This window comes from Tepidimonas sp. HKU77, assembly GCF_049728535.1.
Lineage (GTDB): Bacteria > Pseudomonadota > Gammaproteobacteria > Burkholderiales > Burkholderiaceae_C > Tepidimonas.
This window is the reverse complement of the sequence record NZ_CP187300.1, coordinates 1,911,842-1,935,301: the sequence shown is the minus strand read 5'-3', so window position 1 is coordinate 1,935,301 and position 23,460 is coordinate 1,911,842. Positions and strand designations below refer to the sequence as shown.

General features: G+C 67.9%; 23 protein-coding genes and 1 tRNA gene. 7 read left to right on the top strand and 17 right to left on the bottom strand.

Annotation, left to right across the window (positions count from 1 at the left end; all coding sequences use genetic code 11):
* Positions 1-99: 99 nt before the first annotated feature.
* The gene (gene lolD / locus ACPP3B_RS09365; RefSeq protein WP_299020172.1) at positions 100-792 is read right to left on the bottom strand and encodes a lipoprotein-releasing ABC transporter ATP-binding protein LolD; all 693 of its coding nucleotides are present in this window, start codon (positions 790-792) and stop codon (positions 100-102) included.
* Positions 785-2,053: a lipoprotein-releasing ABC transporter permease subunit gene (locus tag ACPP3B_RS09360; RefSeq protein ID WP_424858804.1), complete on the bottom strand. Its 1,269-nt coding sequence runs from the start codon at positions 2,051-2,053 to the stop codon at positions 785-787. The genes lolD and ACPP3B_RS09360 overlap by 8 nt, the downstream gene beginning before the upstream one ends.
* Before the next feature lie 56 nt (positions 2,054-2,109).
* Here ACPP3B_RS09360 and ACPP3B_RS09355 point away from each other — a divergent pair, with 56 nt between their 5' ends.
* From ACPP3B_RS09355 to ACPP3B_RS09345, 3 genes are read left to right on the top strand one after another with little or no spacing between them, the layout of a single operon-like run.
* On the top strand, positions 2,110-3,093 hold the full coding sequence (locus tag ACPP3B_RS09355; protein WP_424858803.1) for a phosphoglycerate mutase: 984 nt from the start codon (positions 2,110-2,112) through the stop codon (positions 3,091-3,093).
* Positions 3,090-4,835, top strand: coding sequence for a single-stranded-DNA-specific exonuclease RecJ (locus tag ACPP3B_RS09350; RefSeq protein ID WP_424858802.1), 1,746 nt, complete (start codon positions 3,090-3,092; stop codon positions 4,833-4,835). The genes ACPP3B_RS09355 and ACPP3B_RS09350 overlap by 4 nt, the downstream gene beginning before the upstream one ends.
* Complete coding sequence (locus ACPP3B_RS09345) at positions 4,832-5,491, top strand: RluA family pseudouridine synthase (protein ID WP_424858801.1); 660 nt, start codon at positions 4,832-4,834, stop codon at positions 5,489-5,491. Before ACPP3B_RS09350 ends, ACPP3B_RS09345 begins: the two co-directional genes overlap by 4 nt.
* Positions 5,492-5,546: 55 nt before the next feature.
* Here ACPP3B_RS09345 and rssA read toward each other — a convergent pair whose 3' ends face one another.
* From rssA to ACPP3B_RS09330, 3 genes are read right to left on the bottom strand one after another with little or no spacing between them, the layout of a single operon-like run.
* Positions 5,547-6,527 (bottom strand): patatin-like phospholipase RssA, encoded by a 981-nt coding sequence (gene rssA, locus ACPP3B_RS09340; RefSeq protein ID WP_424860175.1) that lies wholly within the window; start codon positions 6,525-6,527, stop codon positions 5,547-5,549.
* A gap of 5 nt (positions 6,528-6,532) precedes the next feature.
* Positions 6,533-7,171: a CoA transferase subunit B gene (locus ACPP3B_RS09335; RefSeq protein WP_299018687.1), complete on the bottom strand. Its 639-nt coding sequence runs from the start codon at positions 7,169-7,171 to the stop codon at positions 6,533-6,535.
* A gap of 11 nt (positions 7,172-7,182) precedes the next feature.
* Positions 7,183-7,887: a CoA transferase subunit A gene (locus ACPP3B_RS09330; RefSeq protein ID WP_299018685.1), complete on the bottom strand. Its 705-nt coding sequence runs from the start codon at positions 7,885-7,887 to the stop codon at positions 7,183-7,185.
* A 27-nt stretch (positions 7,888-7,914) separates the two neighbouring features.
* Between ACPP3B_RS09330 and ACPP3B_RS09325 the strand changes: the two genes are divergently transcribed.
* The gene (locus tag ACPP3B_RS09325; protein WP_424858800.1) at positions 7,915-8,550 is read left to right on the top strand and encodes a LuxR C-terminal-related transcriptional regulator; all 636 of its coding nucleotides are present in this window, start codon (positions 7,915-7,917) and stop codon (positions 8,548-8,550) included.
* A 128-nt stretch (positions 8,551-8,678) separates the two neighbouring features.
* Here ACPP3B_RS09325 and queF read toward each other — a convergent pair whose 3' ends face one another.
* The 6 genes from queF to ACPP3B_RS09295 form a co-directional block, all read right to left on the bottom strand.
* Complete coding sequence (gene queF, locus ACPP3B_RS09320) at positions 8,679-9,566, bottom strand: NADPH-dependent 7-cyano-7-deazaguanine reductase QueF (RefSeq protein WP_424858799.1); 888 nt, start codon at positions 9,564-9,566, stop codon at positions 8,679-8,681.
* A gap of 7 nt (positions 9,567-9,573) precedes the next feature.
* Positions 9,574-10,422: a 2OG-Fe(II) oxygenase gene (locus ACPP3B_RS09315; RefSeq protein WP_299019845.1), complete on the bottom strand. Its 849-nt coding sequence runs from the start codon at positions 10,420-10,422 to the stop codon at positions 9,574-9,576.
* A 20-nt stretch (positions 10,423-10,442) separates the two neighbouring features.
* A complete protein-coding gene (gene yaaA, locus ACPP3B_RS09310; protein ID WP_299019847.1) occupies positions 10,443-11,219 on the bottom strand; it encodes a peroxide stress protein YaaA in 777 nt (258 codons plus the stop codon).
* 49 nt (positions 11,220-11,268) lie between these two features.
* Positions 11,269-11,862: a DUF3501 family protein gene (locus ACPP3B_RS09305; protein ID WP_299019911.1), complete on the bottom strand. Its 594-nt coding sequence runs from the start codon at positions 11,860-11,862 to the stop codon at positions 11,269-11,271.
* Positions 11,863-11,910: 48 nt separating this feature from the next.
* Positions 11,911-13,260, bottom strand: a complete 1,350-nt coding sequence (locus ACPP3B_RS09300) for a heterodisulfide reductase-related iron-sulfur binding cluster (protein WP_424858798.1) — start codon at positions 13,258-13,260, stop codon at positions 11,911-11,913.
* Between the two features lie 135 nt (positions 13,261-13,395).
* A complete protein-coding gene (locus ACPP3B_RS09295) occupies positions 13,396-13,818 on the bottom strand; it encodes a rubrerythrin family protein (RefSeq protein ID WP_299019851.1) in 423 nt (140 codons plus the stop codon).
* Positions 13,819-14,049: 231 nt separating this feature from the next.
* On the opposite strand from ACPP3B_RS09295, the gene ACPP3B_RS09290 reads away from it, so the two are divergent.
* Positions 14,050-17,001, top strand: coding sequence for a valine--tRNA ligase (locus ACPP3B_RS09290; protein ID WP_424858797.1), 2,952 nt, complete (start codon positions 14,050-14,052; stop codon positions 16,999-17,001).
* Positions 17,002-17,131: 130 nt separating this feature from the next.
* Here the strand turns inward: ACPP3B_RS09290 and ACPP3B_RS09285 are convergent, their stop codons facing one another.
* The gene (locus ACPP3B_RS09285; protein ID WP_424858796.1) at positions 17,132-17,359 is read right to left on the bottom strand and encodes a sulfurtransferase TusA family protein; all 228 of its coding nucleotides are present in this window, start codon (positions 17,357-17,359) and stop codon (positions 17,132-17,134) included.
* A gap of 91 nt (positions 17,360-17,450) precedes the next feature.
* The gene (cysM, locus tag ACPP3B_RS09280) at positions 17,451-18,356 is read right to left on the bottom strand and encodes a cysteine synthase CysM (RefSeq protein ID WP_424860174.1); all 906 of its coding nucleotides are present in this window, start codon (positions 18,354-18,356) and stop codon (positions 17,451-17,453) included.
* A 142-nt stretch (positions 18,357-18,498) separates the two neighbouring features.
* Here cysM and ACPP3B_RS09275 point away from each other — a divergent pair.
* Positions 18,499-18,585: transfer RNA gene (locus tag ACPP3B_RS09275), tRNA-Leu, on the top strand.
* A 46-nt stretch (positions 18,586-18,631) separates the two neighbouring features.
* Here the strand turns inward: ACPP3B_RS09275 and ACPP3B_RS09270 are convergent.
* Entirely contained in the window at positions 18,632-19,558 is a 927-nt protein-coding gene (locus ACPP3B_RS09270) for an SDR family oxidoreductase (RefSeq protein ID WP_299019859.1), read from the bottom strand.
* Between the two features lie 98 nt (positions 19,559-19,656).
* On the opposite strand from ACPP3B_RS09270, the gene ACPP3B_RS09265 reads away from it, so the two are divergent.
* The gene (locus tag ACPP3B_RS09265; protein WP_299019861.1) at positions 19,657-20,694 is read left to right on the top strand and encodes a CDP-6-deoxy-delta-3,4-glucoseen reductase; all 1,038 of its coding nucleotides are present in this window, start codon (positions 19,657-19,659) and stop codon (positions 20,692-20,694) included.
* A gap of 32 nt (positions 20,695-20,726) precedes the next feature.
* On the opposite strand, the gene ACPP3B_RS09260 is transcribed toward ACPP3B_RS09265, so the two are convergent.
* The 3 genes from ACPP3B_RS09260 to ACPP3B_RS09250 are packed head-to-tail and all read right to left on the bottom strand — an operon-like array spanning position 20,727 to position 23,460.
* Positions 20,727-21,344: an SCO family protein gene (locus ACPP3B_RS09260; RefSeq protein ID WP_424858795.1), complete on the bottom strand. Its 618-nt coding sequence runs from the start codon at positions 21,342-21,344 to the stop codon at positions 20,727-20,729.
* A 47-nt stretch (positions 21,345-21,391) separates the two neighbouring features.
* Complete coding sequence (cyoE, locus tag ACPP3B_RS09255; RefSeq protein ID WP_299019865.1) at positions 21,392-22,306, bottom strand: heme o synthase; 915 nt, start codon at positions 22,304-22,306, stop codon at positions 21,392-21,394.
* Positions 22,303-23,460: a COX15/CtaA family protein gene (locus ACPP3B_RS09250; RefSeq protein WP_424858794.1), complete on the bottom strand. Its 1,158-nt coding sequence runs from the start codon at positions 23,458-23,460 to the stop codon at positions 22,303-22,305. The genes cyoE and ACPP3B_RS09250 overlap by 4 nt, the downstream gene beginning before the upstream one ends.

Here is a 23,460-nt window from a genome sequence, read left to right as displayed (position 1 = left end):
GAATATGGCGATTAGTGTAAACCCGAATGTTCGATGCCGATGAGCCGGTCTGCATCGGGACGCCAACGGTTCGACACCGTGTGCGCCCCGCGGCGCCCATCAGACGCCGTCGGTCAACCGCCCGGCGGTGAGCCGCAAGCGACGATCACAGCGCGCCGCCAGCTCCGCGTCGTGCGTCACCAGCACGAACGCCGTGCCCTGCGATCGCGCCAGTGACAACATTTGATCGAACACCGCGCTTGCCGTCTCGCGGTCCAGATTGCCCGTGGGTTCGTCGGCCAGCACGCACGCCGGCTGCGTGACCAGCGCACGCGCGATTGCCACGCGCTGGCGCTCGCCACCCGAGAGCTCGGCCGGCCGGTGCGCCAGCCGCTCGGCCAGGCCCACGCGCTCAAGCCACTGCGCCGCCTGGACGGCCGCGGCGCTGCGCGCCATGCGCCGTATCCACAGCGGCATGGCCACGTTGTCCTGGGCGCTGAACTCGGGCAACAGGTGGTGAAATTGATAAACGAACCCGAGGTGGCGATTACGCACCTGCCCCTGCCGTGCTGGCGACAGGCGGTGCAACGCCTCGCCCAGCAGGTGCACCTCGCCACTGGTGGGCGCATCCAACCCTCCCAGCAAATGCAGCAACGTGCTTTTGCCGGAACCCGAGGCCCCGACGATGGCCACCGTCTCGCCGGCGTGCACCGTCAAATCGACCCCGCGCAACACGGTCACGTCGAGCCGCCCCTCGCGAAAGCGCTTGCACACGCCGCGGGCCTGCAACACGATGGGGCGGGATTCACTCATAGCGCAGCGCCTCCGCGGGGTTGATGCGGCTGGCACGCCAGCTCGGGTAGAGCGTGGCAACGAACGCCAGCAGCAACGACACGATCGCCACCGGCACGATGTCGGCCGCCTGTGGGTCGCTCGGCATGCGGCTGATGAGGTAGATATCCTGTGGCAGGAAGTGCACCCCCAGCAGCCGCTCCAGTGCCGGGACTAGCGTGTCGATATGGAAGGCCACGCCCAGCCCCAGCGCCAGGCCGATCGCCGTGCCCACGATGCCAACCGCTGCGCCCTGCACGACGAAGATCGCCATCACGCTCGCCGGACTCGCCCCCAGCGTGCGCAAAATGGCGATATCGGCGCGCTTGTCGGTCACGGTCATGACCAGCGTCGAGACCAGATTGAACGCTGCCACGGCGATGATGAGCGTCAAGATGATGGCCATCATGCGCTTTTCGACCTGCACGGCGGCAAACCAGGTGCGGTTGGCACGCGTCCAGTCGCGCACGACGATACCTGCGCCGAGCTCCGCCGCCAAACGCGCCTCCAGTTCGATGGCCACCTCGCGCGCCACCTGCATATCGTCCAGCCGCACGCGCACGCCCGTGGGGCCCTCGACGCGAAACAGCCGCTGCGCGTCGGCCAAGTGCACCAGCGCCAGCGTGGCGTCGTACTCATAGTGGCCTGAATCGAACAACCCCACCACCGTCATCTGCCGCAAGCGCGGCACGACGCCAGCAGGCGTCAATTCGCCCGAGGGCACCACTAGCGTTACCGCGTCGCCGGGCACCACCCCCAGCGAGCGCGCCAGCGCCGCCCCCAGCACGATGCCGAAGCGCCCCGGCTGCAGCGCCCCGAATGCGTGGGTGGCCAGATCCGCCCCCAGCGCCGTCACCGATGGCTCGAGCGCCGGGTCGATGCCGCGGATCACGACGCCCCTCATGTCCTGGCCGCGCGCGAGCAGCCCCTGCGCGGCGACGAACGGTGCGGCCGCCTGCACGCGCGGGTGCGCACGCACCTGCGCCAGTACCGCGTCGGGGTCCGCCAGCGCGTCGCCCGAGGCGGACAGCACCTCCACATGGGACAGCACCCCCAACATGCGGTCGCGCACCTCTTTCTGAAAGCCGTTCATCACCGACAACACGATGATGAGTGCAGCCACCCCCAGCGCGATGCCCAGCATGGAGACGGCGCTGATGAAAGAGATGAAACCATTGCGGCGGGCTCCGCGGCCGGCGCGCGTGTAGCGCCAGCCGATCACCCATTCGTACGGTAGCGGCATGGGATGTTCCAAGATCAGCCCCGATTGTGCCGCAGCGCTTGCGCCACAATCGGGCCATGCCCGAGGTTCGTCACTGGATCATCGCCTACGCCGCCCCCCCCGACGGTACCGACACGCACATCCCGCCGCTGCCAGCGCTGCAGCGCTGGCTGGCGCGCGCCGTCCCGCACGCCTCTTACGACGGCGACCCCTGGAGCCTGACGCCCCCGCACGAACACGCGCTGGCGCGCGCGCTCGGCTGGTCCATCGAGGATGGACGCCTGCCTTGGGCCGCCTGGCACGCCGGGCGCGCGGGCGTCGCCTGCGCCTGGCTGTGGCCGTGTGCGTGGCAGGCGGGGCTCGACCATATCACCCTCATCCCGCCGCAGGCCCTCGATCTGCGTCCAGACGAAGCCGTGGCCCTGAAAGCGGCGTTTTCCCCCTACGCAGCGGAGGACGGCATCGCGCTCGACGATGACGGCAGCCCCGGGCGCTGGCTTGCCGAAGGCGACCTGTTCGACGGCTGGACGGGTGCCAGCCTGGACCGCGTGGCGCACCGCCGCGCCGATGTCTGGTGGCGCGACGCGGGCTCGCAACCCAGCGCACGGACGCTGCTGCGTCTGCTCAACGAGGCGCAAATGCTCTTTCACGACCACCCGGTGAATGCGGCGCGGGTGGCGCGCGGTGCGCTGCCGATCAACGGCCTGTGGATCAGTGGTGCTGGGCGCTGGCGTGGCGACGGACCGCGCCCCGCCGAGGCGAGCGTGCAGCTGATTGACGCGCTGGTCGAACCCGCCACGCGCGGCGATGCGCTGGGCTGGGCCGCCGGCTGGCAGGCGTTGGAGCCCGAGCTGGCGAATTGGATGGCCGCGGCCGACGCCGATGGGCAGCCGCGCTGGCTGACGCTGTGCGGCGAGCGCGGCTGGCGCACCTGGCGGCTGGACCCGGGCGCCGACCCCGCGCCGCGCCCGCGGCGGGGCTGGCGCGACTGGTGGCAGCGGCTGCGCGGTCGGCCAGCGACGCCGGCTGCGGCCGTGCTCGACTGGTGGAGCGGACTGTGAATATCCGGGCGCGCGACATTCCGCCACGGGCAGCCTGGGCACTGGAACAAGCGGGCACCCATCCATTGCTCGCGCGGCTGTTTGCGGCGCGCGGCGTGCAACAGCCCGAGGAGGTGGACGACGACCTGGCGCTGCTGCCCGCGCCCGATGCGCTATTGGGTGCGCGCGCCGCGGGCGAGCTGCTCGCCGATGCGCTGCAGCAGGGGCTCACCATCGGCATCGTGGCCGACTACGACTGCGACGGCGCCACCGCCTGCGCCACCGCATGGCGCGGCCTGCGCCTGCTGGGCGCGCCGCTGGGCTGGGACCGGGTACGCTATTTGGTGCCGGACCGCGTCCGCGATGGCTACGGACTGACCCCCACGCTGGCCGAGCGCGTGCGCGCGATGGGCGCCGACATCTTGCTGACCGTGGACAACGGCATCGCCAGCCTGGATGGCGTGGCGCACGCCCGGGCACTGGGGATGCAAGTTCTCATCACCGACCATCACCTGCCGCTGGTGGTGGACGGTGAGGTGCGCTTGCCGACGGATGCCGTCATCGTCAACCCCAACCAGCCGGGCTGCCCCTTCCCCAGCAAGGCGCTGGCGGGCGTGGGTGTGATGTTTTATGTGCTGTTGGCGCTGCGCGCCGAACTGCGCCGGCGCGGGGTTTTCGGTCCGCGTGACCAGCCGCGCCTCGACGGTCTGCTACCCCTGGTGGCGCTGGGCACGGTGGCCGACGTGGTACGGCTGGACGCGCACAACCGGCGCCTGGTGGCACAAGGGTTGCGCCGCATTCGCGCGGGCGCCCTACCACCCGGCATGGGCGCATTACTGGCCGCGGCCGGGCGCAGCGCCGCACGCGCCACCACCTTCGACCTGGGTTTTGCGCTGGCGCCGCGCCTCAACGCCGCCGGGCGTCTGAGCGACATGGGGCTGGGCATCGAATGCCTGATCACCGACGACCCGCAGCGCGCGCACGAGCTGGCGCGCACGCTGGATGGCATCAACCGCGAGCGACGCCAGGTCGAATCCGCCATGCGCGAGCAGGCGCTGCTGAGCATGGCCGAGCGCCACGGCGCCGACCTCGACCCCGACACCGCGCCGCCCGCGCTCACCGTCTTCGACCCCTCGTTTCACGAGGGGGTGGTTGGCATCGTCGCCGCGCGGCTGAAGGACCGGCTGCACCGACCGGTATTCGTTTTCGCTGCGGCGCAGAGCGACGACGGCCAGCCCTGTCTGAAAGGGTCCGGTCGCTCGATCCCGGGCTTTCACCTGCGCGACGCGCTGGACTGGATCGCCAAGCGCCAACCCGGACTGCTGCTGCGCTTTGGGGGCCACGCGATGGCGGCTGGCTGCACCCTCCCGGCGGACGGCCTGCCCGCATTCGAAGCCGCACTCCAGGCCGTGGCCCGCGACTGGCTTGACGCCGCGACACTGCAGCGCCAGCTCGACACCGACGGCCCCTTGCCCGCGGAGTGGCGACAGGTGGACACCGCCGACCTGCTCGACGCCCAAGTGTGGGGCCAGGGATTTGCCCCGCCGCTCTTCAGCGAAGAGGTCGAGGTACTCGGTCAGCGCCTCGTGGGCGAGCGGCACTTGTCGCTGCGACTGCGCATCGGTAGTGACATGATCGACGGCATCTGGTTCGGCCGCACCGACCCCCTGCCGCGCCAGGCGCTGTTGGCGTACCGGATCATCGCCGACGAGTGGCAGGGTCAGCGCCGCCTGCGCTGCGTCGTCGAGGGAGCGGCCGCTTGATCCTCGACGGCGTCCCGCTCGTGCACATCGACGACGACCTCGTGGTCGTGGACAAACCCGCCGGATTGCTGGCGGTGCCCGGCCGCGGCCCGGAGAAGGCCGATTGCGTGCTGCACCGGCTGCAGCGCCACCTGGGGCCGCTGGGCGTCGTGCATCGGCTCGACATGGACACTTCGGGCCTGATAGTGCTGGCGCGCACGGCAGCCGCGCAACGCACGCTGTCGATGGCCTTTGCCGCGCGCCGCGTGCACAAACGCTACGTGGCCGTCGTGGCCGGCATCCCCCTGCCACCGACCGCTCCCGACGGTTGGAGCGACATCCGCCTGCCCCTGATCGTGGACTGGCCGCGGCGCCCGCGCAGCAAGGTTTGTTTCAGCACCGGCAAACCCAGCCACACGCGCTGGTGCCTCTGCGGCACGGAACGCCACGGCCCCGCCTGGGCCGCGCGCGTTACGCTCGAGCCGATCACCGGCCGCTCGCACCAGCTTCGCCTGCACCTGGCGGCGCTCGGCCACCCCATTCTGGGCGACCCCCTGTACGCCCCACCTGCGCACGCGCGCGCCACGCCGCGCTTGCTGCTGCATGCCAGCGAACTCGCCCTACCCCACCCAGCCCACGGCCAGTGGATGGCATGGTGCAGCGCGTGTCCGTTTTGATCCCCTCCGCCCACGGGCAACGCCGTCACCACGCTGGCACCAGCCCGCCACACCGCTAGAGCGACGGATCGGCGACGCCGCTCCCCACGAGACCAAGACCGATCGCCTCGCGGAGGGCGCCCAGCGCCTGCTCGGCCGCTTTGCGCCCAGCGCCGATGGCCGGCGCCGCGCGGTGAAAATCCATCGCCGCGATGTCGGCCAGCATGGGGCGGATGACGACGTCGGCCGGCTCGCCCGCCAGGCGACTTTGGGTGATGCGCCACTGCACGATATTCATGCTGGTGACCATCACGTCCAACAACGAAGGCGCCTCGGGGCCTGTTTCGTCATCGCGGGCATCATCCGCCGAACGTCCGCGCAGTCGCCCCCACACCCCATCGAGCAGCCCGCGCGCGCGGCTGCGGCCGCGCCCCACCACCCGCTGGCGGCGGCGCATCAGGTCCCAGTTCAGGTCCACGGCGATGATGATCTCGGCCCCCATGGCGCGCGCCAGCGAGACCGGCACTGGGTTGACCAGACCACCGTCCACCAACAGCCGCCCCTGGGCGCGCGCTGGCGTGAATACCCCTGGGATGGCAATCGAGGCGCGCACCGCGTCGATCACCGGCCCTTGCTGCAACCACACCTCGCGCCCCGTGGCCAGGTCGGTTGCCACGCAGCCAAACGGTTTGGGCAAGGCTTCGATGCCGCCATCGACGAAGCGCTCGCGAAAAAACGCGACCAGCTTGCCGCCCTCGATCAGTCCGCCGCCCAGCTTGAGGTCGATCAGGCCCACCACCTGCTGCCAGCCCAGCGAGCGCACCCAGGGCTCGAGGCGGTCCAACTCGCCCGCCGCGTACGCCGCCCCCACCAGCGCGCCAATGGAGGTGCCGCAGACGATGTCGGGCTCGATGCCCACCTCTTGCAGCACGCGCAGCACGCCGATGTGCGCCCAGCCGCGGGCGGCGCCGCTACCCAGCGCCAGCCCGACGCGGGGACGGGCGCTGGCGGCCCCGGGGGCACGCACACGCGGGGCTTGCGAGCCGTCGGCCGGCACGGCGGTCACAGCAGCGGCACGCCCGTTTTGCTCTGGATGAACTCGCGCGTCACCCCCGGCGCCAGTTCCACCAGCTTCAGCCCCTCGGGCGTGACGTCCATCACACCCAGATCGGTGATGATCCGATCGACCACGCCCTTTCCGGTCAGCGGCAGCGTGCACTCGGGCAGGATCTTCAAATCCTCGGTGCCGTCCTTCTTACGCGCCACGTGCTCCATGAGCACGATCACGCGCTTGACGCCGGCCACCAGGTCCATGGCGCCGCCCATGCCCTTGACCATCTTGCCGGGGATCATCCAGTTGGCCAGGTCGCCCTTGTGCGTGACCTGCATCGCACCCAGGATCGACAGGTTGATCTTGCCCCCGCGAATCATGGCAAAGCTCTGGTCCGAGCTGAAGATGGACGAGCCGGGGATGCACGTCACCGTCTGCTTGCCGGCGTTGATCAGGTCGGGGTCCACCTCATCCTCGTAAGGGAAGGGGCCGATGCCCAGCATGCCGTTTTCGCTTTGCAGCCAGACCTCGATGTGGTCGGGCACGTGGTTGGCCACCAGCGTCGGGATGCCGATGCCGAGGTTGACATAGAAGCCGTCTTGCAATTCTTGCGCCGCGCGGGCGGCCATCTGGTCTTGGGTCCAAGGCATGGTCGGGCTCCTCACACTTTGCGGTCGCGGGTGGTGCGCTTCTCGATGCGCTTCTCGGGCGTGGGGTTGTGCACGATGCGGTGCACATAAATGCCGGGCAGGTGCACGTCGTCCGGGTCGATGGCGCCAGTGGGCACGATGCGCTCGACCTCGACGATGCAGATTTTGCCCGCCGTCGCCACCGCCGGGTTGAAGTTGCGCGCCGTGCGGCGAAAGCGCAGGTTGCCCGCCAAATCGGCCACGTCCGCCTTGACGAGCGATACGTCCGGAAACAGCGCCTGCTCCATGATGTACGTCTCGCCGTTGAAGGTGCGGTGCTCCTTGCCCTCGGCGACGATGGTGCCCACCCCGGTCTTGGTGAAAAACGCCGGAATGCCCGCGCCACCGGCGCGCAGCTTCTCGGCCAGCGTGCCCTGCGGCGTGAACTCGAGTTCCAGCTCGCCCGCCAGGTACTGCCGCTCGAACTCCTTGTTCTCGCCCACGTAGCTGGAGATCATCTTCTTGATCTGGCGCGTCTCCAGCAGCTTGCCCAGGCCGAAGCCATCGACGCCCGCGTTGTTGGAGATGACCGTCAGGTTCTTCACGCCGCTGTCGCGCAGCGCGTCGATGAGCGCCTCGGGGATGCCGCACAGGCCAAAGCCGCCGACCGCGATGAGCTGCCCATCGGCCACCACGCCCTCGAGGGCCGCAGCGGCGCTGGGGTAAACCTTGTTCATGCTCGCACGCTCCTGTCCATAAAGTGGATGAGAACCGTACGATACTACGTCATCGTGTACGTAGGATTGCCTACGGTCCAACCCCAAGCCGTGACCCCGCCCCTGCCCACCCTAGACGACTACCGACTCGCCTTCGAGCTGGCACCGGTTGGGCTGGCCCTGTCGCGCCACCGCATCATGGTCGACTGCAACCAGGCCATGTGCGACATCTTTGGCGCCAGCCGCGAACAGCTCGTGGGCCAGAGCTTTCGCCTCCTGTATCCCAGCGCCGACGAGTTCGAGCGCATCGGCGAGCGCATCGCCCCCATCCTCAACGCCCACGGGCAGTACAGCGACGAGCGCATCATGCGCCGCGTCGGCGGGCGCTTTGCCGGGCAGACGTTCTGGTGCCACGTCAGCGGCCGTGCGCTGGATCGTGCCGATCCACACGCCGCCGGCATCTGGAGTTTCGAAGACCTCTCGGCGCGCCGACCGGTCACGGTCGCGCTCACCCCTCGCGAGCGCGAGATCGCCGCACTCGTCATGAAAGGACTGACGGCCAAACAGGCGGCCAAGGTGCTGGGCATCAGCCCGCGCACGGTCGAAGTGCACCGCGCGCGCCTGATGCGCAAGGTGCAGGCGCGCAGCACGGTGGAGCTGGTGCAACGGCTGCTGACCGGATGAGCCGACCGCTTGTCCCCGCCGCCTGTGGGCGAGGCTGTGGACAAACCGCCGAACAAACCGGGAAAGCCCGCCGCGTCAAGGCCTGCATCAGACTGCCCGTTTTTTCAGCAACCCGCGCTCGCTGCGGATCACTGCCGCGCCGTGCGCGCGTGCGTCGGCAGCGGCTGCGGGTGGCTCGTGCGCCAGGGGTTGATGTCGAGCCCACCGCGGCGCGTGTAGCGCGCGAGCACACTCAGGCGAATGGGGCGGCAGCGCGTCCATATGTCCATGTAGATGCGCTCGACGCACTGCTCGTGGAACTCCTGGTGCTGACGAAAACTGACCAGGTAGCGCAGTAACCCCTCCTGGTCGATGGGCGCGCCGCTGTAGGCAATCTGGATGCTGCCCCAATCGGGCTGGCCGGTCACCAGGCAGTTGCTCTTGAGCAGGTCGCTCGTCAACACCTCTTGCACCGGGGGCTGGTCAGGGTCGGCACGCAACCACTCGGGCGCGGGCTGGTAGTCGGTGCAATCGACGTCGAGCCGATCCAGGCTCAAGCCGGGCAGGGTTTGCACCGTTTGCGCGCCCCACTCGTGCGGCAAGAGCAAGCGCACACCCACGCTGCCGGGCGCCTGGTCACTGCCGCGCCACAGCGCCTCGGCCAGATCGACGCGCAGGCGCTCGCGCACCGCCTCGGCACTCGCAAACGGCGTTTGGTGGTAGCTGTTGAGGTAGAGCTTGAAGGACTTGCTCTCGATCAGGTTGGGCGACTCGGCGGGGATGGTGAAGTGTGCGATGGCGACCTGCGGCTTGCCACGCGGGTTGAGCCAACTCAGCTCGAACGCCGTCCACAGATCCGCGCCGGTGAACGGCAGGGTGCCGGTGATGCCGATCTCGGCGCGCTTGGGCGCGCGCGGCAGTGGGCACAGCAAGGTAGGGTCGTAGTTGTCGATATACGTGCTGGCGCGGCCCAACGGGGCCTGCGCCAAGCCAGGCAAATCAGCCGCCGCGGCAGGGGGCGTCGCAGACAGGGACATCATCGGTTCAGGGAGTGAATTCGGACTCGCGCAGCCACTTGGTGGCCACCCATTTCTCGCCCTCCAGCACGGGCGCGCCGCCATGCAGCGTCAGCGTGGCGGGGTCGGGCTGGTCGTAGGCAAAAAAAACCGCATGCCCGCGCTGTGGCATCACCTCCAGCCCAACGTCTGGAAACGTGGTGCCACCGCCGCGCACCGGCTCGTTCAGGTAAATCACCAGCGTGGCCACGCGCTGCCCGCCACGCTCGGTGATGCGCGCGGTGCCAGGCGCATTGGGGTCGAAGTAGTCGTAGTGGGGTTTGTATTCCGCGCCTGGCCGGTAGCGCAGCACTTGCAACCCCTCGCCGTTTTCCACCGGCCAGTGCACCAGGCGGCTCAGGCGCGCCTCGATGCGCTGGATCAGCGGCGACTCGCCGCGACGAAAAAACATGCCATCGCTGGTGCGGTCGGCGTTGAGCTCCTCGCCACCGGTCTTGGTCTGCACGGTGCGCGAGCGCTTCAGGCGTGGCTCGGCGGCACGTATCAGCGCCGCGCATTCTTCATCCGACAAGACGTTGCCCAAAACCGCCAGCCGCGGCCGGCGCAGGCTCACGTGGACGGTGACGATACGGTCGCCCACGTCGATGGCGCGCGGCGATCCATCCAAGACCAGATGGGGCCGCACGGGTGCCGCGGGCGGCACCGGCTGCGGCAGCGTGCGCACGAACCCCTCCAGCGCGTCCTCCATGGCGTCGAGCGCCACGGCCTCCTCCCAACCGGCGGCGCGCATGGCCTGCAACACCGACTCCGGCGTGCAGCCGGCGCGTGCCTGTTGCACGATCCATGCCTTCAGCTCTGGGGTCACGTGCTGCGCCATGGCTGAATCTCCCGCGCCGCTCAGGCGGGACGCGCCTCGCGCCGGAACACCAACCGCTCGGGGGTGGAGACCTCGGGCGCGTAGCGGTAGCCCTCGCTGTCGAAGTCCTGCAAATCCTCGACACGGCTCGCGCGGTGCAACGCGGCCCAACGTGTCATGAGCCCACGCGCACGCTTGGCGGCAAAGCTGATGATTTTGTAGCCCGTACCGCGGCGCTCCTCGAAAACACAGGTCACCACGCGCGCCTGCAGTACGGCCAGGTCGACCGCCTTGAAGTACTCCTCGCTGGCCAGGTTGACGACGATACCATCGTCCTGTGCCACGCGCTCGTTGAGGTACTGCGCGATGCGGTCACCCCAAAATTGATAAAGATTGCGTCCGCGCGGCGTGGCCAGCCGGGTGCCCATCTCCAGCCGATAGGGCTGCATGCGATCCAGCGGCCGCAACACGCCGTACAGGCCGCTCAAGATGCACACATGCGCTTGCAGCCAGTCCAGGTCGTCTTCGCTCAACGAGCGCGCGTCGAGCCCCTCGTACACATCGCCGTTGAAGGCGAGCACCGCTGGGCGGCTGTTCTCGGGTGTGAAGACCGGCAGCCACGCCTGGTAGCGCGCCACGTTGAGCGCCGCGAGCGTATCGCTCAAATCCATCAGCTCCGCCACCTGCTGCGGCGAGAGGGTGCGCAGCACCTCGATGAGCTGCGCCGCCTCGGGGATGAACAACGGCTCGGTCGCGCGCTGCGTGGTCAGGGGCGATTCGTAATCCAGCGCCTTGGCGGGAGAGAGCAAAAAAATCATGCCCGTATCCTACCGCCAACGCGGCACCCCGCGCCAACGGCGTGCCCCCTCAATCGTTCAGGTCGCCAGCCAGGCTCGCCAGCGTCTCGGGCGGGATTTGCACGTGCGCCGGGTAGTGAGTGTGGTCGCACCCCAGCTTGACCGCCGCCCCCGCCTTGACCGCGGCGCGCATCGCGGGCGTGAGCTCGAAGCGCAAAAAGTGCACCGCCGAGGTCTTGTCCTCGGTTTCGCGGTCCAGGTCCTCGTCGGCGATGGCATAGACGCGACCGTGCCCCTCGATCTCGACGAACATGCGGTCCTCGATGCCGATCAGGCGCGCCAGCTCCCGACGCCGCTCGTGGACGTCGGGGTACTCGATCATGAGGGTCGCCTTCCAATTGGTGCCGTCGGGCACCAGTGGGGCATAAGCGTCGATCTCGTCCTGAATGCCCTCTTCCTCGAAGATTTTTTCGATGCGCAGCATCTCCTGGATCTGGTAGCGCATCGACAGCTCGCTCTCGAACTGCACACTCAAGTGCTCGCCCAGACGCACCGTGCGCAGCTTGCGGTGCGCGATCACCTCGGGCTTGTGCACCTTGCGCCACTTGGCATACGCTTCCAGTGGCATGAGCGTCTCGCGCGTGATCTTGCCGGTCAGTTGCATGGTGGTGATCATGGTCTCGCTCCAGTCGGATCGTCTCGGGCCTCGGACTCACTTCAACCCATACGCGGTGGCCAGCAGCGTCAGCGGATGCGCCAGCTGGGGGGTGCCCAACTGGTTGACCTCGAATCCCTGCGCGATGTGGTGCCCGCCCAGCGGGCAATCGGAGCTGATGTAATCCGGCGCACTGCCGTCCTTCCATTGCGCCATGGCCTTGAAAACGGGCTTGCCGATTTTCATCGCGACCGGGTGCGTCGCTTTCTTGACGCCATAGGTGCCGGCATGGCCCGAGCAGCGCTCGATCGTCTGCACCTGCGTGCCCGGAATGGACTTGAGCAGCTCCTCGGTGCGTCGGCCGATGTTTTGCACCCGGCCGTGACAGGGGATCTGATAACTGACCTTACCCAGTGGCCGCGGGAAGTCGGTTTTGAGCAGCCCGTCGCGCCGGCGCGCGGTCAGGTACTCGAAGGGATCCCACATGGCTTCCTTGACCGCCTGCACGTCGGGATCGTCCGGAAACATGAGCGGGATCTCTTGTTTGAACATCAGCGTGCAGCTCGGCACCGCGCTCAGGATCGCGTAGCCCTCACGCGCATAGCGCGCCAGCACCGGAATGTTGGCCTCCTTGGCCGCCGCCACGGACTGCAGATCGCCCAGCTCCAGCTTGGGCATGCCACAGCAGCGCTCTTTCTCGACCAGCGTGTACGCAATGCCGTTGTGCGCCAGCACCCGTAGCAGGTCCAGGCCGATGCCGGGTTCGTTGTAGTTGACGTAGCAGGTCGAAAATATCGCCACCTTGCCCGGCGTGCGCTCGCCGTCGATCGCCTGGGAGGTCGGTGACTCGGGCGCGGCGCGGCGGAAGGTCTTGGCGGCCAGCTCGGGCATCCACGCGTCGCGGTGCACGCCCAGGGCGTTCTCCATCAACGCCCGCGCGGGCTTGGTGCGGTTGACGGCGTTGACCGTCTGCACCACGATCGGGATGCCGGCCAGGCTGCCGTGCACGTCGGTGGAGGCCAGAAACTTCTCGGCCGCCTTGACCTTGCCCTGGCGAAACTTGATCGCCTTGGCGCGCAGCATGGTGTGCGGAAAGTCCAGGTTCCACTCGTGCGGCGGCGTATACGGACACTTGGTCATGTAGCACAGGTCGCACATGTAACACTGGTCGACCACTTTCCAGTAGTCGGCCTTGTCCACGCCGTCGAGCTCGCCCGTCTTGCCCTCGTCGATCAGGTCGAACAGGGTCGGAAAGGCCGCGCACAGGCTCACGCAGCGACGACAGCCGTGGCAAATGTCGAAGATGCGCTCCAGTTCGGCGAAGCACTTGTCCTCGTCGTAGAACTCGGGATTTTTCCAGTCCAGCGGGTGTCGGGTCGGGGGCTCGAGGTTGCCTTCGCGCGCCATGGCGGGTGTCTCCTGAAGGGGGCCGCCGTGGGTCCGGCGGCTCGTTGTGCAAAAACCGGCCCGCGGGGGATTGGCGCCTGCCACCCGCGGCGGATGGCGCACAGCGACGGCCCCGCGGGTTACCGGGGTGGCGGATCAGTCGACCAGTTCGGCCAGCGCCCTGGCATAGCGGTTGGCATGCGAGCGCTCGGCCTTCGCCAGCGTCTCGAACCAGTCCGCGATCTCGTCGAAGCCTTCCTCGCGCGCGATCTTGGCCATGCCGGGGTACATGTCGGTGTACTCGTGCGTCTCGCCGGCCACGGCGGACTCGAGGTTCTGGCGCGTGGTGCCGATCGGCATACCGGTGGCCGGGTCGCCCGATTGCTCCAAAAACTCCAGATGGCCATGGGCATGGCCCGTCTCGCCTTCGGCGGTGGAGCGGAACAGTGCGGCGATGTCGTTTTGACCCTCGACGTCGGCCTTGTTGGCGAAGTACAGGTAACGGCGGTTGGCCATCGATTCGCCCGCGAAGGCGTCTTTCAAGCACTGCTCGGTCTTGGAACCTTTGAGTTGCGGCATGGTTGTCTCTCCTGGTAAGGTGGTATCTCGAATGCGCCACCGACCACCACAGTCAGCGGCACGGAGCAAGCGTACCCTCAGGGCTCGCTGACGTCCAGCGGCTCGCGTCTATGCCGTTCATTGAGGGGATCAATCACGCCGTCATCCGTGCGTCACATCGACCCCGCCTTCTACAATCAGGGTTTTTGCCCCGCCGTGGGGCGCGCCCTCCCATCTGCCTTGTCGATCGCCATGTCCGATTCCGTTGCCCAACCCGGCCTGCAGAGCCTGTCCAAATCGTTCGACCCCGCCGCCGTGGAGCGCCGCTGGGGCCCCGAGTGGGAAGCGCGCGGCTACGGCCGTGCCGGCTGGCGCGGCACCGGGCAACCGCAGCCCGATGCGCCAGCGTTTGCCATCCAGCTGCCGCCACCCAACGTCACCGGCACGCTGCACATGGGGCATGCGTTCAACCAGACCATCATGGACAGCCTGACGCGCTACCACCGCATGCGCGGCGCGAACACGGTGTGGATTCCCGGCACCGACCACGCCGGCATCGCCACCCAGATCGTGGTCGAGCGGCAGCTGCAGGCGCAAGGGCTCACCCGGCACGACCTCGGGGCCACGCCGGAGGAGGCGCGCAAAAATTTCGTCGCGCGCGTGTGGGAGTGGAAAGAAAAGAGCGGCAACACCATCACTCAGCAGATGCGCCGGCTGGGCGACAGCGTGGACTGGAGCCGTGAATACTTCACGATGGACGAGCGGCTGTCGCGCGTGGTCACCGAGACCTTCGTGCGCCTGTACGAACAGGGGCTGATTTACCGCGGCAAGCGCCTGGTCAACTGGGACCCGGTGCTCATGAGCGCGGTGTCGGACCTGGAGGTCGAAAGCGAGGAGGAAGACGGCCACCTGTGGCACATCGCCTACCCGCTGGCCAGCGGCGAAGGCCAGCTCGTCGTGGCCACCACACGCCCCGAAACCCTGCTGGGCGACGTCGCCGTCATGGTGCATCCCGACGACGAGCGCTACGCCCACCTGGTGGGGCAGTACGTGAAGCTGCCGCTGTGCGGGCGCGAGATTCCCATCATCGCCGACGCCTATGTCGATCCCAGCTTCGGCACTGGCGTGGTCAAAGTCACGCCCGCGCACGACCCCAACGACTACGCGGTGGGCCAGCGCCACGCGTTGCCGCTCATCCCCATCTTCCACCTGGACGCCACGGTCAACGACAACGCCCCGGCCGCGTACCGGGGGCTGGATCGCTTCGAGGCGCGGCGGCGCGTGCTCGCCGACCTGCAAGCCGCCGGGCTGCTGGTGGCCACCCGCCCCCACCGCCTGATGGTGCCGCGCTGCGCGCGTACTGGCCAGATCGTCGAGCCGATGCTGACCGACCAGTGGTTCGTCGCCATGACGCGGATCAGCCCGCAGGATCCCAGCGGCAAGAGCATCGCGCAAAAGGCCATCGACGCCGTCGCCAGCGGGCAGGTGCGCTTCGTGCCTGAGAACTGGGTCAACACCTTCAACCAGTGGATGGCCAACATCCAGGATTGGTGTATCAGCCGCCAACTTTGGTGGGGCCACCAGATTCCGGCCTGGTACGACGCCGAAGGCAACGTCTATGTGGCGCGCAGCGAGGCCAACGCCCAGGCTCAGTTCGACGCCTACCTGGCACACCTGAGCCCCGCGCAGCGCGAGCCACTGCGCCAGGCGGGCCTGCGCCGCGACCCCGACGTGCTCGACACCTGGTACTCCAGCGCGCTGGTGCCGTTTTCCACGCTGGGCTGGCCCGACAGCCTCGACGATCCCCAACCGCTCAAGGACTACGACCTCTACCTGCCCAGCACGGTGCTGGTCACGGGCTACGACATCATCTTCTTTTGGGTGGCGCGCATGATCATGATGACCACCCACTTCACGGGGCGCGTGCCGTTTCGCCACGTCTACATCCATGGTCTGGTGCGCGACGCCCAGGGCCGCAAAATGAGCAAGAGCGAAGGCAACGTGCTCGACCCCGTGGACCTGATCGATGGCATCGACCTGCCGACGCTGCTCGAGAAGCGCACCACCGGCCTGCGCAAGCCAGAGACGGCACCGGCCATTCGCCGCGCCACCGAGAAAGAGTTCCCGCAGGGCATTCCCGCGTACGGCGCCGATGCACTGCGCTTTACCTTCGCCGCGTTGGCGTCGCTTGGGCGCAGCATCAACTTCGACAGCAAGCGCTGCGAGGGCTACCGCAACTTCTGCAACAAGCTCTGGAACGCGACGCGCTTCGTGCTCATGCACTGCGAGGGCCACGACTGCGGCCTGGCCGAGCACACGCCCGACCAGTGCGCGCCGGGCGGGCCGTTCCACGGCTATTTGAGCTTCTCCGCGGCCGATCGCTGGATCGTCTCGCGCCTGCAACGAGTGGAGGCCGCCGTCGCGCAGGGATTTGCCGACTACCGGCTCGACCTGGTGGCCAATGCCATCTACAGCTATGTCTGGGACGAGTTTTGCGACTGGTACCTGGAAATCGCCAAGGTGCAGCTGCAAACGGGCGACGCGGCGCAACAGCGTGCCACCCGTCGCACGCTCATCCGCACACTGGAGACCGTGCTGCGGCTCGCGCACCCCATCATCCCCTTCATCACCGAGGAGCTGTGGCAAAAGGTGGCGCCCGTCGCCGGACGCGCTGGCCCCTCGGTGAGCATCGCCCCCTACCCCGAGGCGCAGCCGCAGCGCATCGACGAGCACGCCGAGGCCGAGGTCGCCCGCCTGCAAGCGATGGTGGAGGCGTGCCGCCGCCTGCGCGGCGAGATGGGCGTCTCACCCGCGCAGCGGCTGCCGCTGTATGTCGTGGGCGAGAGCGCCTTCGTGCAGCGCTGGCAAGCCGTGCTGCAGGCGCTGGCCAAACTGAGCGAAGTGCGCCTCTTTGCCGATGAAGCAGCGTGGGCCGAGGCGGCACAGGCCGCCCCCGTGGCAGTCGTGGGCGAGGCCCGCCTGTGCCTGTTCATGGCCATCGACGTGGCGGCCGAGCGCGCCCGGCTGGACAAAGAAATCGCTCGCCTGCAAGGCGAAATCGCCAAGGCGCAGGGCAAATTGGCCAACGAATCGTTCGTCGCGCTCGCACCGGCTGCCGTCATCGAGCAGGAGCGCCAGCGCCTGGCCGACTTCAGCGCGACGCTGACCAAAGTGCAGGCGCAGCGCGCGCGTCTGGGCGACTAAAAGAACGCCTCAGCCGGTGGCGCGTTGCGCGCAGTGGAAAAAAGCAACGGCCCGTCCATGGGCCGTTTGACCGGAGGTACCAGCGGCTTCGGGGTGGAATACCCCGGCACAGCCATCAGGCACCGAACACTCAGCGACGCTTGAGGATCGACACGTAATCGGACCCGATCGTTTCCTGGTGCAGCAGCTCGTTGCCCGTTTGCTTGGCAAAGGCCTGAAAGTCGCGCACCGACCCGGCATCGGTGGCAATTACCTTGAGCACTTGACCGCTGGCCATCTCCGCCAGCGCTTTCTTGGCCTTGAGAATCGGCAGCGGACAGTTCAGCCCGCGCGCGTCCACTTCACGGTCGATATTCATCAATCGCAACTCCGTTTAGAGCCAGCCATTTTACGGTGGCACCCCGCGCCTTGCCGCCTCGACAGGAAAAACCCCATCAGGGATAACCCGTTCATGCCGGGAATACCCCGGTCGAGAGGTAGCGATCGCCGCGGTCGCACACCACGAAGACGATGGTGGCGTTGGCCTCGCGCTGGGCGATTTGTTGCGCCACCCAACACGCCCCAGCGGCCGAGACGCCGGCGAAGATCCCTTCCTCGCGCGCCAGGCGTCGGCACATCTCCTCCGCATCGGCCTGGCTGACGTACACCAGCTCATCGACGCCGGACGGGTCATAGATCTTGGGCAGATATTCCGGCGGCCACTTGCGAATGCCCGGGATGCGCGAGCCCTCAGCCGGTTGCGCCCCGATGATGCGAATGGCGGGGTTTTGCTCCTTCAGATAGCGCGACACGCCCGTAATCGTGCCTGTGGTGCCCATGGCGCTGACGAAATGCGTGATGCGCCCGCCCGTCTGCCTCCAGATCTCGGGGCCCGTCGTTTCGTAGTGGATGCGCGGGTTGTCGGGGTTGGCGAACTGGTCGAGGACTTTGCCCTTGCCCTCCTTCTCCAGCTTGTCGGCTAGATCGCGCGCATATTCCATGCCCCCGCTCTTGGGCGTGAGGATGAGCTCGGCGCCAAACGCCTTCATCGTCTGCGCGCGCTCGATCGACAAGTCTTCCGGCATGATGAGCACCATGCGGTAGCCGCGGATGGCCGCCGCCATGGCCAACGCGATGCCCGTGTTGCCGCTGGTCGCTTCGATCAGGGTGTCACCAGGGCGGATCTCGCCGCGCTCCTCGGCGCGCCGGATCATCGACAGCGCGGGGCGATCCTTGACCGAGCCGGCCGGGTTGTTGCCCTCGAGCTTACCCAGCACGACGTTGCCACGGGCGCGGTTGTCGGGCTCACCGATGCGCTGCAACGCCACCAGCGGGGTGTTGCCCACTGCATCCTCGATGGTGGGGTAGCGCCGCAGCGCACGGCGACGGGGCGCCGGTGAAGGGGTAGAACGATCGGTCGTCAACGGTGGGGCCATGGAACGCTTCGTATCGGATGGAGCTGACGCCCAGGCGGCGTCAACTGAGGGTTTGAACTGTGCCATAATTTTGGCCTTGTGCGCCGGAGTGGCGAAATAGGTAGACGCAGCAGATTCAAAATCTGCCGGTGGCGACACCGTGCCGGTTCGAGTCCGGCTTCCGGCACCAAACACCTCAGGCCGATCGTGAACCGATCGGCCTTTTCTATGGCGTGTCAGGCACCGACGAAACCCCAACCCTCCTGCACCGTGGGGTAGCGCAGCCGCAGCCCCAGCTCGCGCCCCATACGCTCGTTGCGCAACCGGCGGGATTCGCTCATGAACGACAACAGCATCAGCGGCAGCCGCTGCTCGGCGCCGTCGCGTGCCACACGCGGTGGGCGCGGCAGCCCAAACCCATCGGCCAACAAGTCGAAATAGTCGCCCATTTTGAGCTGCGTGTTGTCGCAGACGTTGATCACACGCTGGGGCCCACCCCGCCACAGCGCGCGCACGCAAGCACGCGCCAAGTCGTCGGCATGGATGTGGTTGGTGTAGACGTCGTCCTCGGGCCGCAGCACCGGGGTGCCTCGCTGCAGGCGCGGCAGCGGACCGTCGGGCCGGTTCGGCGCGTAAATGCCCGGGATGCGCAACAGCGTCACGCGTGCGCCCGTCATGCGCCCCCAAAACCGCCACTGGCGCTCTGCGTCCAACCGCCGCCACGCCCGCGGGGTGGCGGGTGCGGGCATGCGGGTTTCGCTCACCCACTGCCCACCACAGTCGCCATAGACACCGCTGGTCGATCCGTACACGAGCACGGCCGGCGGTTGGCGCAACGCCAGCGCCTGCGCGAGCGCACGCGAGCGGGGGTCGCGCCGCCAGTCAGCCAGTCCCTCGCTCGGCGGGGGCGCCAAATGCAGCACCCGGTGCGCCAAGCCCGCCAGCCGCTGCAGCGTTAGCGGATCGTCGAGATCCCCGCGCAGCGGTGTGATACCGGCAGCGCGCAACAGCGGCACGCGCTCGGGCGACGACGTCAATGCCAGCAACCGCACCCGCCCGGACAGCAGGCGCGCGCTGCGCAGCCCCACGTCGCCGCAGCCCACGATCAATACGCGCTGGCGCCGAAACCGCGCCGGCAGCGCTCCCCCGAATCCATGGAACATGCGCATCCTTTCCCCATGCGCCCCTGGGGCGCCATGGCATTTGCGACAATCGATGTTATCTCTCAGTCTCGTTGGGCCGCTACGGCCACCTTTCCAGTATGACCTTTACCATCACCGTCGAACCCAGTGGCCGCACCTTTGCGGCGACGGAAAGCGAAACCCTGCTGGCTGCCGCCATTCGCCAGGGTATCGGCCTGCCCTACGGCTGCAAGGACGGCGCCTGCGGCTCATGCAAATGCCGCAAGCTCGCCGGCACCGTCACGCACGGCCCGCACCAGTCCAAGGCGCTCAGCGCCGAAGAAGAAGCCGCCGGCCTGATCCTGACCTGCTGCGCCATCGCGCACAGCGACGTGGTGATCGAGTCGCGCCAAGTCACCGAAGCCGGCGCCTTCCCCGTCAAAAAGTTGCCAGTGCGCGTGCAACAACTCGAGCGCGCCGCCCCCGACGTGATGATCGTGCGCCTGCAGCTGCCCGCCAACGACACCTTTCAGTACCACGCCGGGCAGTACGTCGAATTTTTGCTGCGCGACGGCGCGCGCCGCGCCTACTCGATGGCCAACGCCCCGCACACCAGCCAAGCGGGCACGCCCTTCCTCGAGCTGCACATCCGGCACATGCCGGGCGGCAAGTTTACCGACCATGTATTCGGCGCACTCAAAGAAAAGGACATTCTGCGCATCGAGGGGCCGTTTGGCAGCTTTTATCTGCGCGAGGCATCGGACAAACCGATCATCCTGCTCGCGTCGGGCACGGGCTTCGCGCCCATCAAGGCCATCGTGCAGCACATGCAGCACAAAGGCATCGTGCGGCCCACGTGGCTGTACTGGGGGGGACGTCGCCCGCACGACTTGTACCAAGACGCCTGGATCCGCGAGGCAGCAGCCGCGCTGCCGAACCTGACCTACGTCCCCGTGGTATCCGACGCCCTGCCCGAGGACGGCTGGTCGGGTCGCACCGGCTTCGTGCACCAGGCGGTGTTGGCCGATCACCCAGACCTCTCGGGCTTCGAGGTCTATGCGTGCGGCGCGCCCATCGTGGTGGAATCGGCTCGGCGCGACTATGCGGCGGCCGGCCTGCCCGAGGACGCGTTCTACGCCGACGCCTTCACTTCCGAAGCCGACAAGGCGTCTGCCTGAGGGGCTGGCCGTGGCAGCGCCTCGCGGTGCGGTCAGCCCTCGGCCAGCAACCGTTTGACGTCATCGGCCAGCGCCTGCGCACCGCTGCCATAGCGGTGGTACAGGCGCAGGCGGCCCTGGGTATCGTAGACGTAGCTGCCGGCCGAGTGGTCCATGGTGTAGCTGGTCGGCGTCGAGCCCTCGACTTTTTTGTAGTACACCTTGAACGCCTTGGCCAGCGCGGACAGCTCCTGCGGCTCGGCCCGCAGCGCCAAAAACGTGGGGTCAAAACTGGCCATGTACGCGCGCATCAACTCGGGCGTGTCGCGTTCGGGGTCGACGCTGATGAAAATGCCCTGCAGGCGCGCCCCATCGGCACCGAGCAGCCGTTTGGCCTCGGCCAGCTCCGCCAGCGACGTCGGGCACACATCCGGGCACTGGGTGTAGCCAAAAAATACCACCACGACCTTGCCGCGAAAATCGGCCAGCGTGCGGCGCTGGCCATTTTGATCGGGCAAATCGAAGCCCTGGGCGTAGTCAGCCCCGGTGAGGTCGATACCGTGAAAGGCTGGGGGACGCTCGCCGCAGCCCCCGAGCCACGCCACCCCCAGTGCCAGCAACGCCCCCCCAGCGCCGCCAAGCAGGCGCGCAAGCGCACCACGCCGGGGCACGATGTGCGATTCTGATGGGGGGCGGGGATCCGCGCGTGTCGGTCGTGTCATGGGATCATGATCAGGTAATGGTCCACCAGCATGGCCGCAAACAGCAGCGACAGGTGGATAAGGGAAAAGCGGAACGTCTGGCGCGCCAGCGCGTCCGAGTAGTCGCGCCACAGGCGCCAGGCATGGAAAACGAACCCGGCATTGAGCACGACGGCGGCCACCAAATACAGCCACCCATTCATGCGCAGCAGATACGGCAGCAAGCAGGCGGCAAACAGGATCAGGGTGTAGAGCAGGATGTGCAGGCGCGTGAATTCGGACCCGTGCGTGACGGGCAGCATGGGCAGGCCAGAGCGGCGGTAGTCATCGACCCGGTACAGCGCCAGCGCCCAAAAGTGCGGCGGCGTCCACAGAAAAATGATGAGGAACAGCACCAGCGCCTCGGCCGTGACGGTGTTGGTCATCGCCGCCCACCCCAACACGGGGGGCATGGCGCCCGATGCACCACCGATGACGATATTTTGCGGCGTCAACGGCTTGAGGATGACGGTGTAGACGACGGCATAGCCGACGAAGGTGGCGAGCGTGAGCCACATCGTCAGCGGATTGACCGCGACGTACAGCAGCACCGAGCCCGCCGCGCACAACAGCGCCGAAAACACCAGCGCTTGGCGCTGGCTCAGCTCGCCCCGGGCCGTGGGCCGCCACGCGGTGCGGCGCATGCGCGCGTCGATGTGTTGCTCGATCAGGCAATTGAACGCCGCCGCCGCGCCCGAGACCATCCAGATCCCCACACAGGCCACGGCCATCGTGCCCCACTGCTGCGCGCTGGGCCAACCCGGCACCGCCAGCACCATACCGATCAGCGCGCAAAAGACGATCAGTTGGATGACGCGCGGCTTCATCAACACGTAGTACTGTCGCCAGGTCGACGGCAGTGGCGCCCCGGTGGCGGTGTGCGGCGTGCTCATGCCCGCCCCTCCTGCCACACCGAGGCTGTCATCGGCGCCGTGGCTGGTTTGGCACGAGCCGGATACGCCGCGGCCAGCCACCCCGCCAGCAGCGTGACCAACAGCGCCGCACCGCCCGTGTGGGCCACGGCCGCCACTAGCGGCCACTCCAGCACCACGTTGCTCAAGCCCGTCAACAGCTGCCATGCGCCCAACCCCCACAACCACGCGGCATGCCGGGTCAGGCCCGCGCGATGCAGCGCCCAGCCTACCCCCAATAGCACTGCCAACACCCCATAAGCGAACAACCGGTGTACGTAGTGGATGGCGGTCAGCGCGGCAAACGGCAGCGCGTCGCCGCTGCGCAATTCACCCAGTGGGCGCCAGAGCTCGAAGCCGCGCGCAAAATCCATTTCGGGCCACCAACTGCCCTGGCAGGTCGGAAAATCGCGGCACGCCAGCACCGCGTAATTGGTGCTGACCCACCCCCCCAGCGCCACCTGTAGCGCCACCAGCGCGAGCAGCCCCCACAACGCCAGCCGCAGGCCGGGGCCGAGCGCGCCTGCCTGCTGGGTCAGCGCGTCGGCCTGGCCGAAGCGCACCGTTTGCAGCCGCAGCAGGGCCAGCAGCGCCAACCCGCCCATCAGGTGCAACGTCACGATGGCCGGGAACAGCTTCATCGTCACCGTCAGCGCCCCGAATGCGCCCTGTATACACACCCACACCAGCGACACCCACGGCCACAGCGCGGGCACGGTCGGGTCGCGCCGACGCTCGATCAGGCTGGCCACGGCCATGACCAGAATGAGTACCCCTACCGAGGTGGCAAGATAGCGGTGGATCATCTCGATCCACGCCTTGGAAAACGTCACCGGCCCCGTCGGCATCGCGGCCTGCGCGGCGGCAATATCCGCGTGCGCGCCGATCGGCGACACTGCCCCGTAGCAGCCCGGCCAGTCTGGACACCCAAGGCCGGAGTCGGTGAGCCGGGTGAATGCCCCAAACAGCACCAAGTCGAACGTCAAAAACAGCGTCAGGGCGCTCAGCAGCCGCAGTCGTTGCCGCGTGCTGGCCCCGCGCGCGCGCAGCCACACCCACGCCAGTGGCCCGGCGGCGATCAACAGCCCCAGAATCATGAGCCGAAATACCGGCGTCCAGTCGGTCCACGTTTCCAT

Excerpts from the sequence above, each read along its gene's own strand:
- lolD (WP_299020172.1), bottom strand. The coding sequence starts at position 792 with ATGAGTGAATCCCGCCCCATCGTGTTGCAGGCCCGCGGCGTGTGCAAG.
- ACPP3B_RS09360 (WP_424858804.1), bottom strand. The coding sequence starts at position 2,053 with ATGCCGCTACCGTACGAATGGGTGATCGGCTGGCGCTACACGCGCGCC.
- ACPP3B_RS09355 (WP_424858803.1), top strand. The coding sequence starts at position 2,110 with ATGCCCGAGGTTCGTCACTGGATCATCGCCTACGCCGCCCCCCCCGAC.
- ACPP3B_RS09335 (WP_299018687.1), bottom strand. The coding sequence starts at position 7,171 with ATGCCTTGGACCCAAGACCAGATGGCCGCCCGCGCGGCGCAAGAATTG.
- ACPP3B_RS09330 (WP_299018685.1), bottom strand. The coding sequence starts at position 7,887 with ATGAACAAGGTTTACCCCAGCGCCGCTGCGGCCCTCGAGGGCGTGGTG.
- ACPP3B_RS09325 (WP_424858800.1), top strand. The coding sequence starts at position 7,915 with ATGAGAACCGTACGATACTACGTCATCGTGTACGTAGGATTGCCTACG.
- queF (WP_424858799.1), bottom strand. The coding sequence starts at position 9,566 with ATGTCCCTGTCTGCGACGCCCCCTGCCGCGGCGGCTGATTTGCCTGGC.
- ACPP3B_RS09315 (WP_299019845.1), bottom strand. The coding sequence starts at position 10,422 with ATGGCGCAGCACGTGACCCCAGAGCTGAAGGCATGGATCGTGCAACAG.
- yaaA (WP_299019847.1), bottom strand. The coding sequence starts at position 11,219 with ATGATTTTTTTGCTCTCTCCCGCCAAGGCGCTGGATTACGAATCGCCC.
- ACPP3B_RS09305 (WP_299019911.1), bottom strand. The coding sequence starts at position 11,862 with ATGCAACTGACCGGCAAGATCACGCGCGAGACGCTCATGCCACTGGAA.
- ACPP3B_RS09300 (WP_424858798.1), bottom strand. The coding sequence starts at position 13,260 with ATGGCGCGCGAAGGCAACCTCGAGCCCCCGACCCGACACCCGCTGGAC.
- ACPP3B_RS09295 (WP_299019851.1), bottom strand. The coding sequence starts at position 13,818 with ATGCCGCAACTCAAAGGTTCCAAGACCGAGCAGTGCTTGAAAGACGCC.
- ACPP3B_RS09290 (WP_424858797.1), top strand. The coding sequence starts at position 14,050 with ATGTCCGATTCCGTTGCCCAACCCGGCCTGCAGAGCCTGTCCAAATCG.
- ACPP3B_RS09285 (WP_424858796.1), bottom strand. The coding sequence starts at position 17,359 with ATGAATATCGACCGTGAAGTGGACGCGCGCGGGCTGAACTGTCCGCTG.
- ACPP3B_RS09270 (WP_299019859.1), bottom strand. The coding sequence starts at position 19,558 with ATGTTCCATGGATTCGGGGGAGCGCTGCCGGCGCGGTTTCGGCGCCAG.
- ACPP3B_RS09265 (WP_299019861.1), top strand. The coding sequence starts at position 19,657 with ATGACCTTTACCATCACCGTCGAACCCAGTGGCCGCACCTTTGCGGCG.
- cyoE (WP_299019865.1), bottom strand. The coding sequence starts at position 22,306 with ATGAGCACGCCGCACACCGCCACCGGGGCGCCACTGCCGTCGACCTGG.
- ACPP3B_RS09250 (WP_424858794.1), bottom strand. The coding sequence starts at position 23,460 with ATGGAAACGTGGACCGACTGGACGCCGGTATTTCGGCTCATGATTCTG.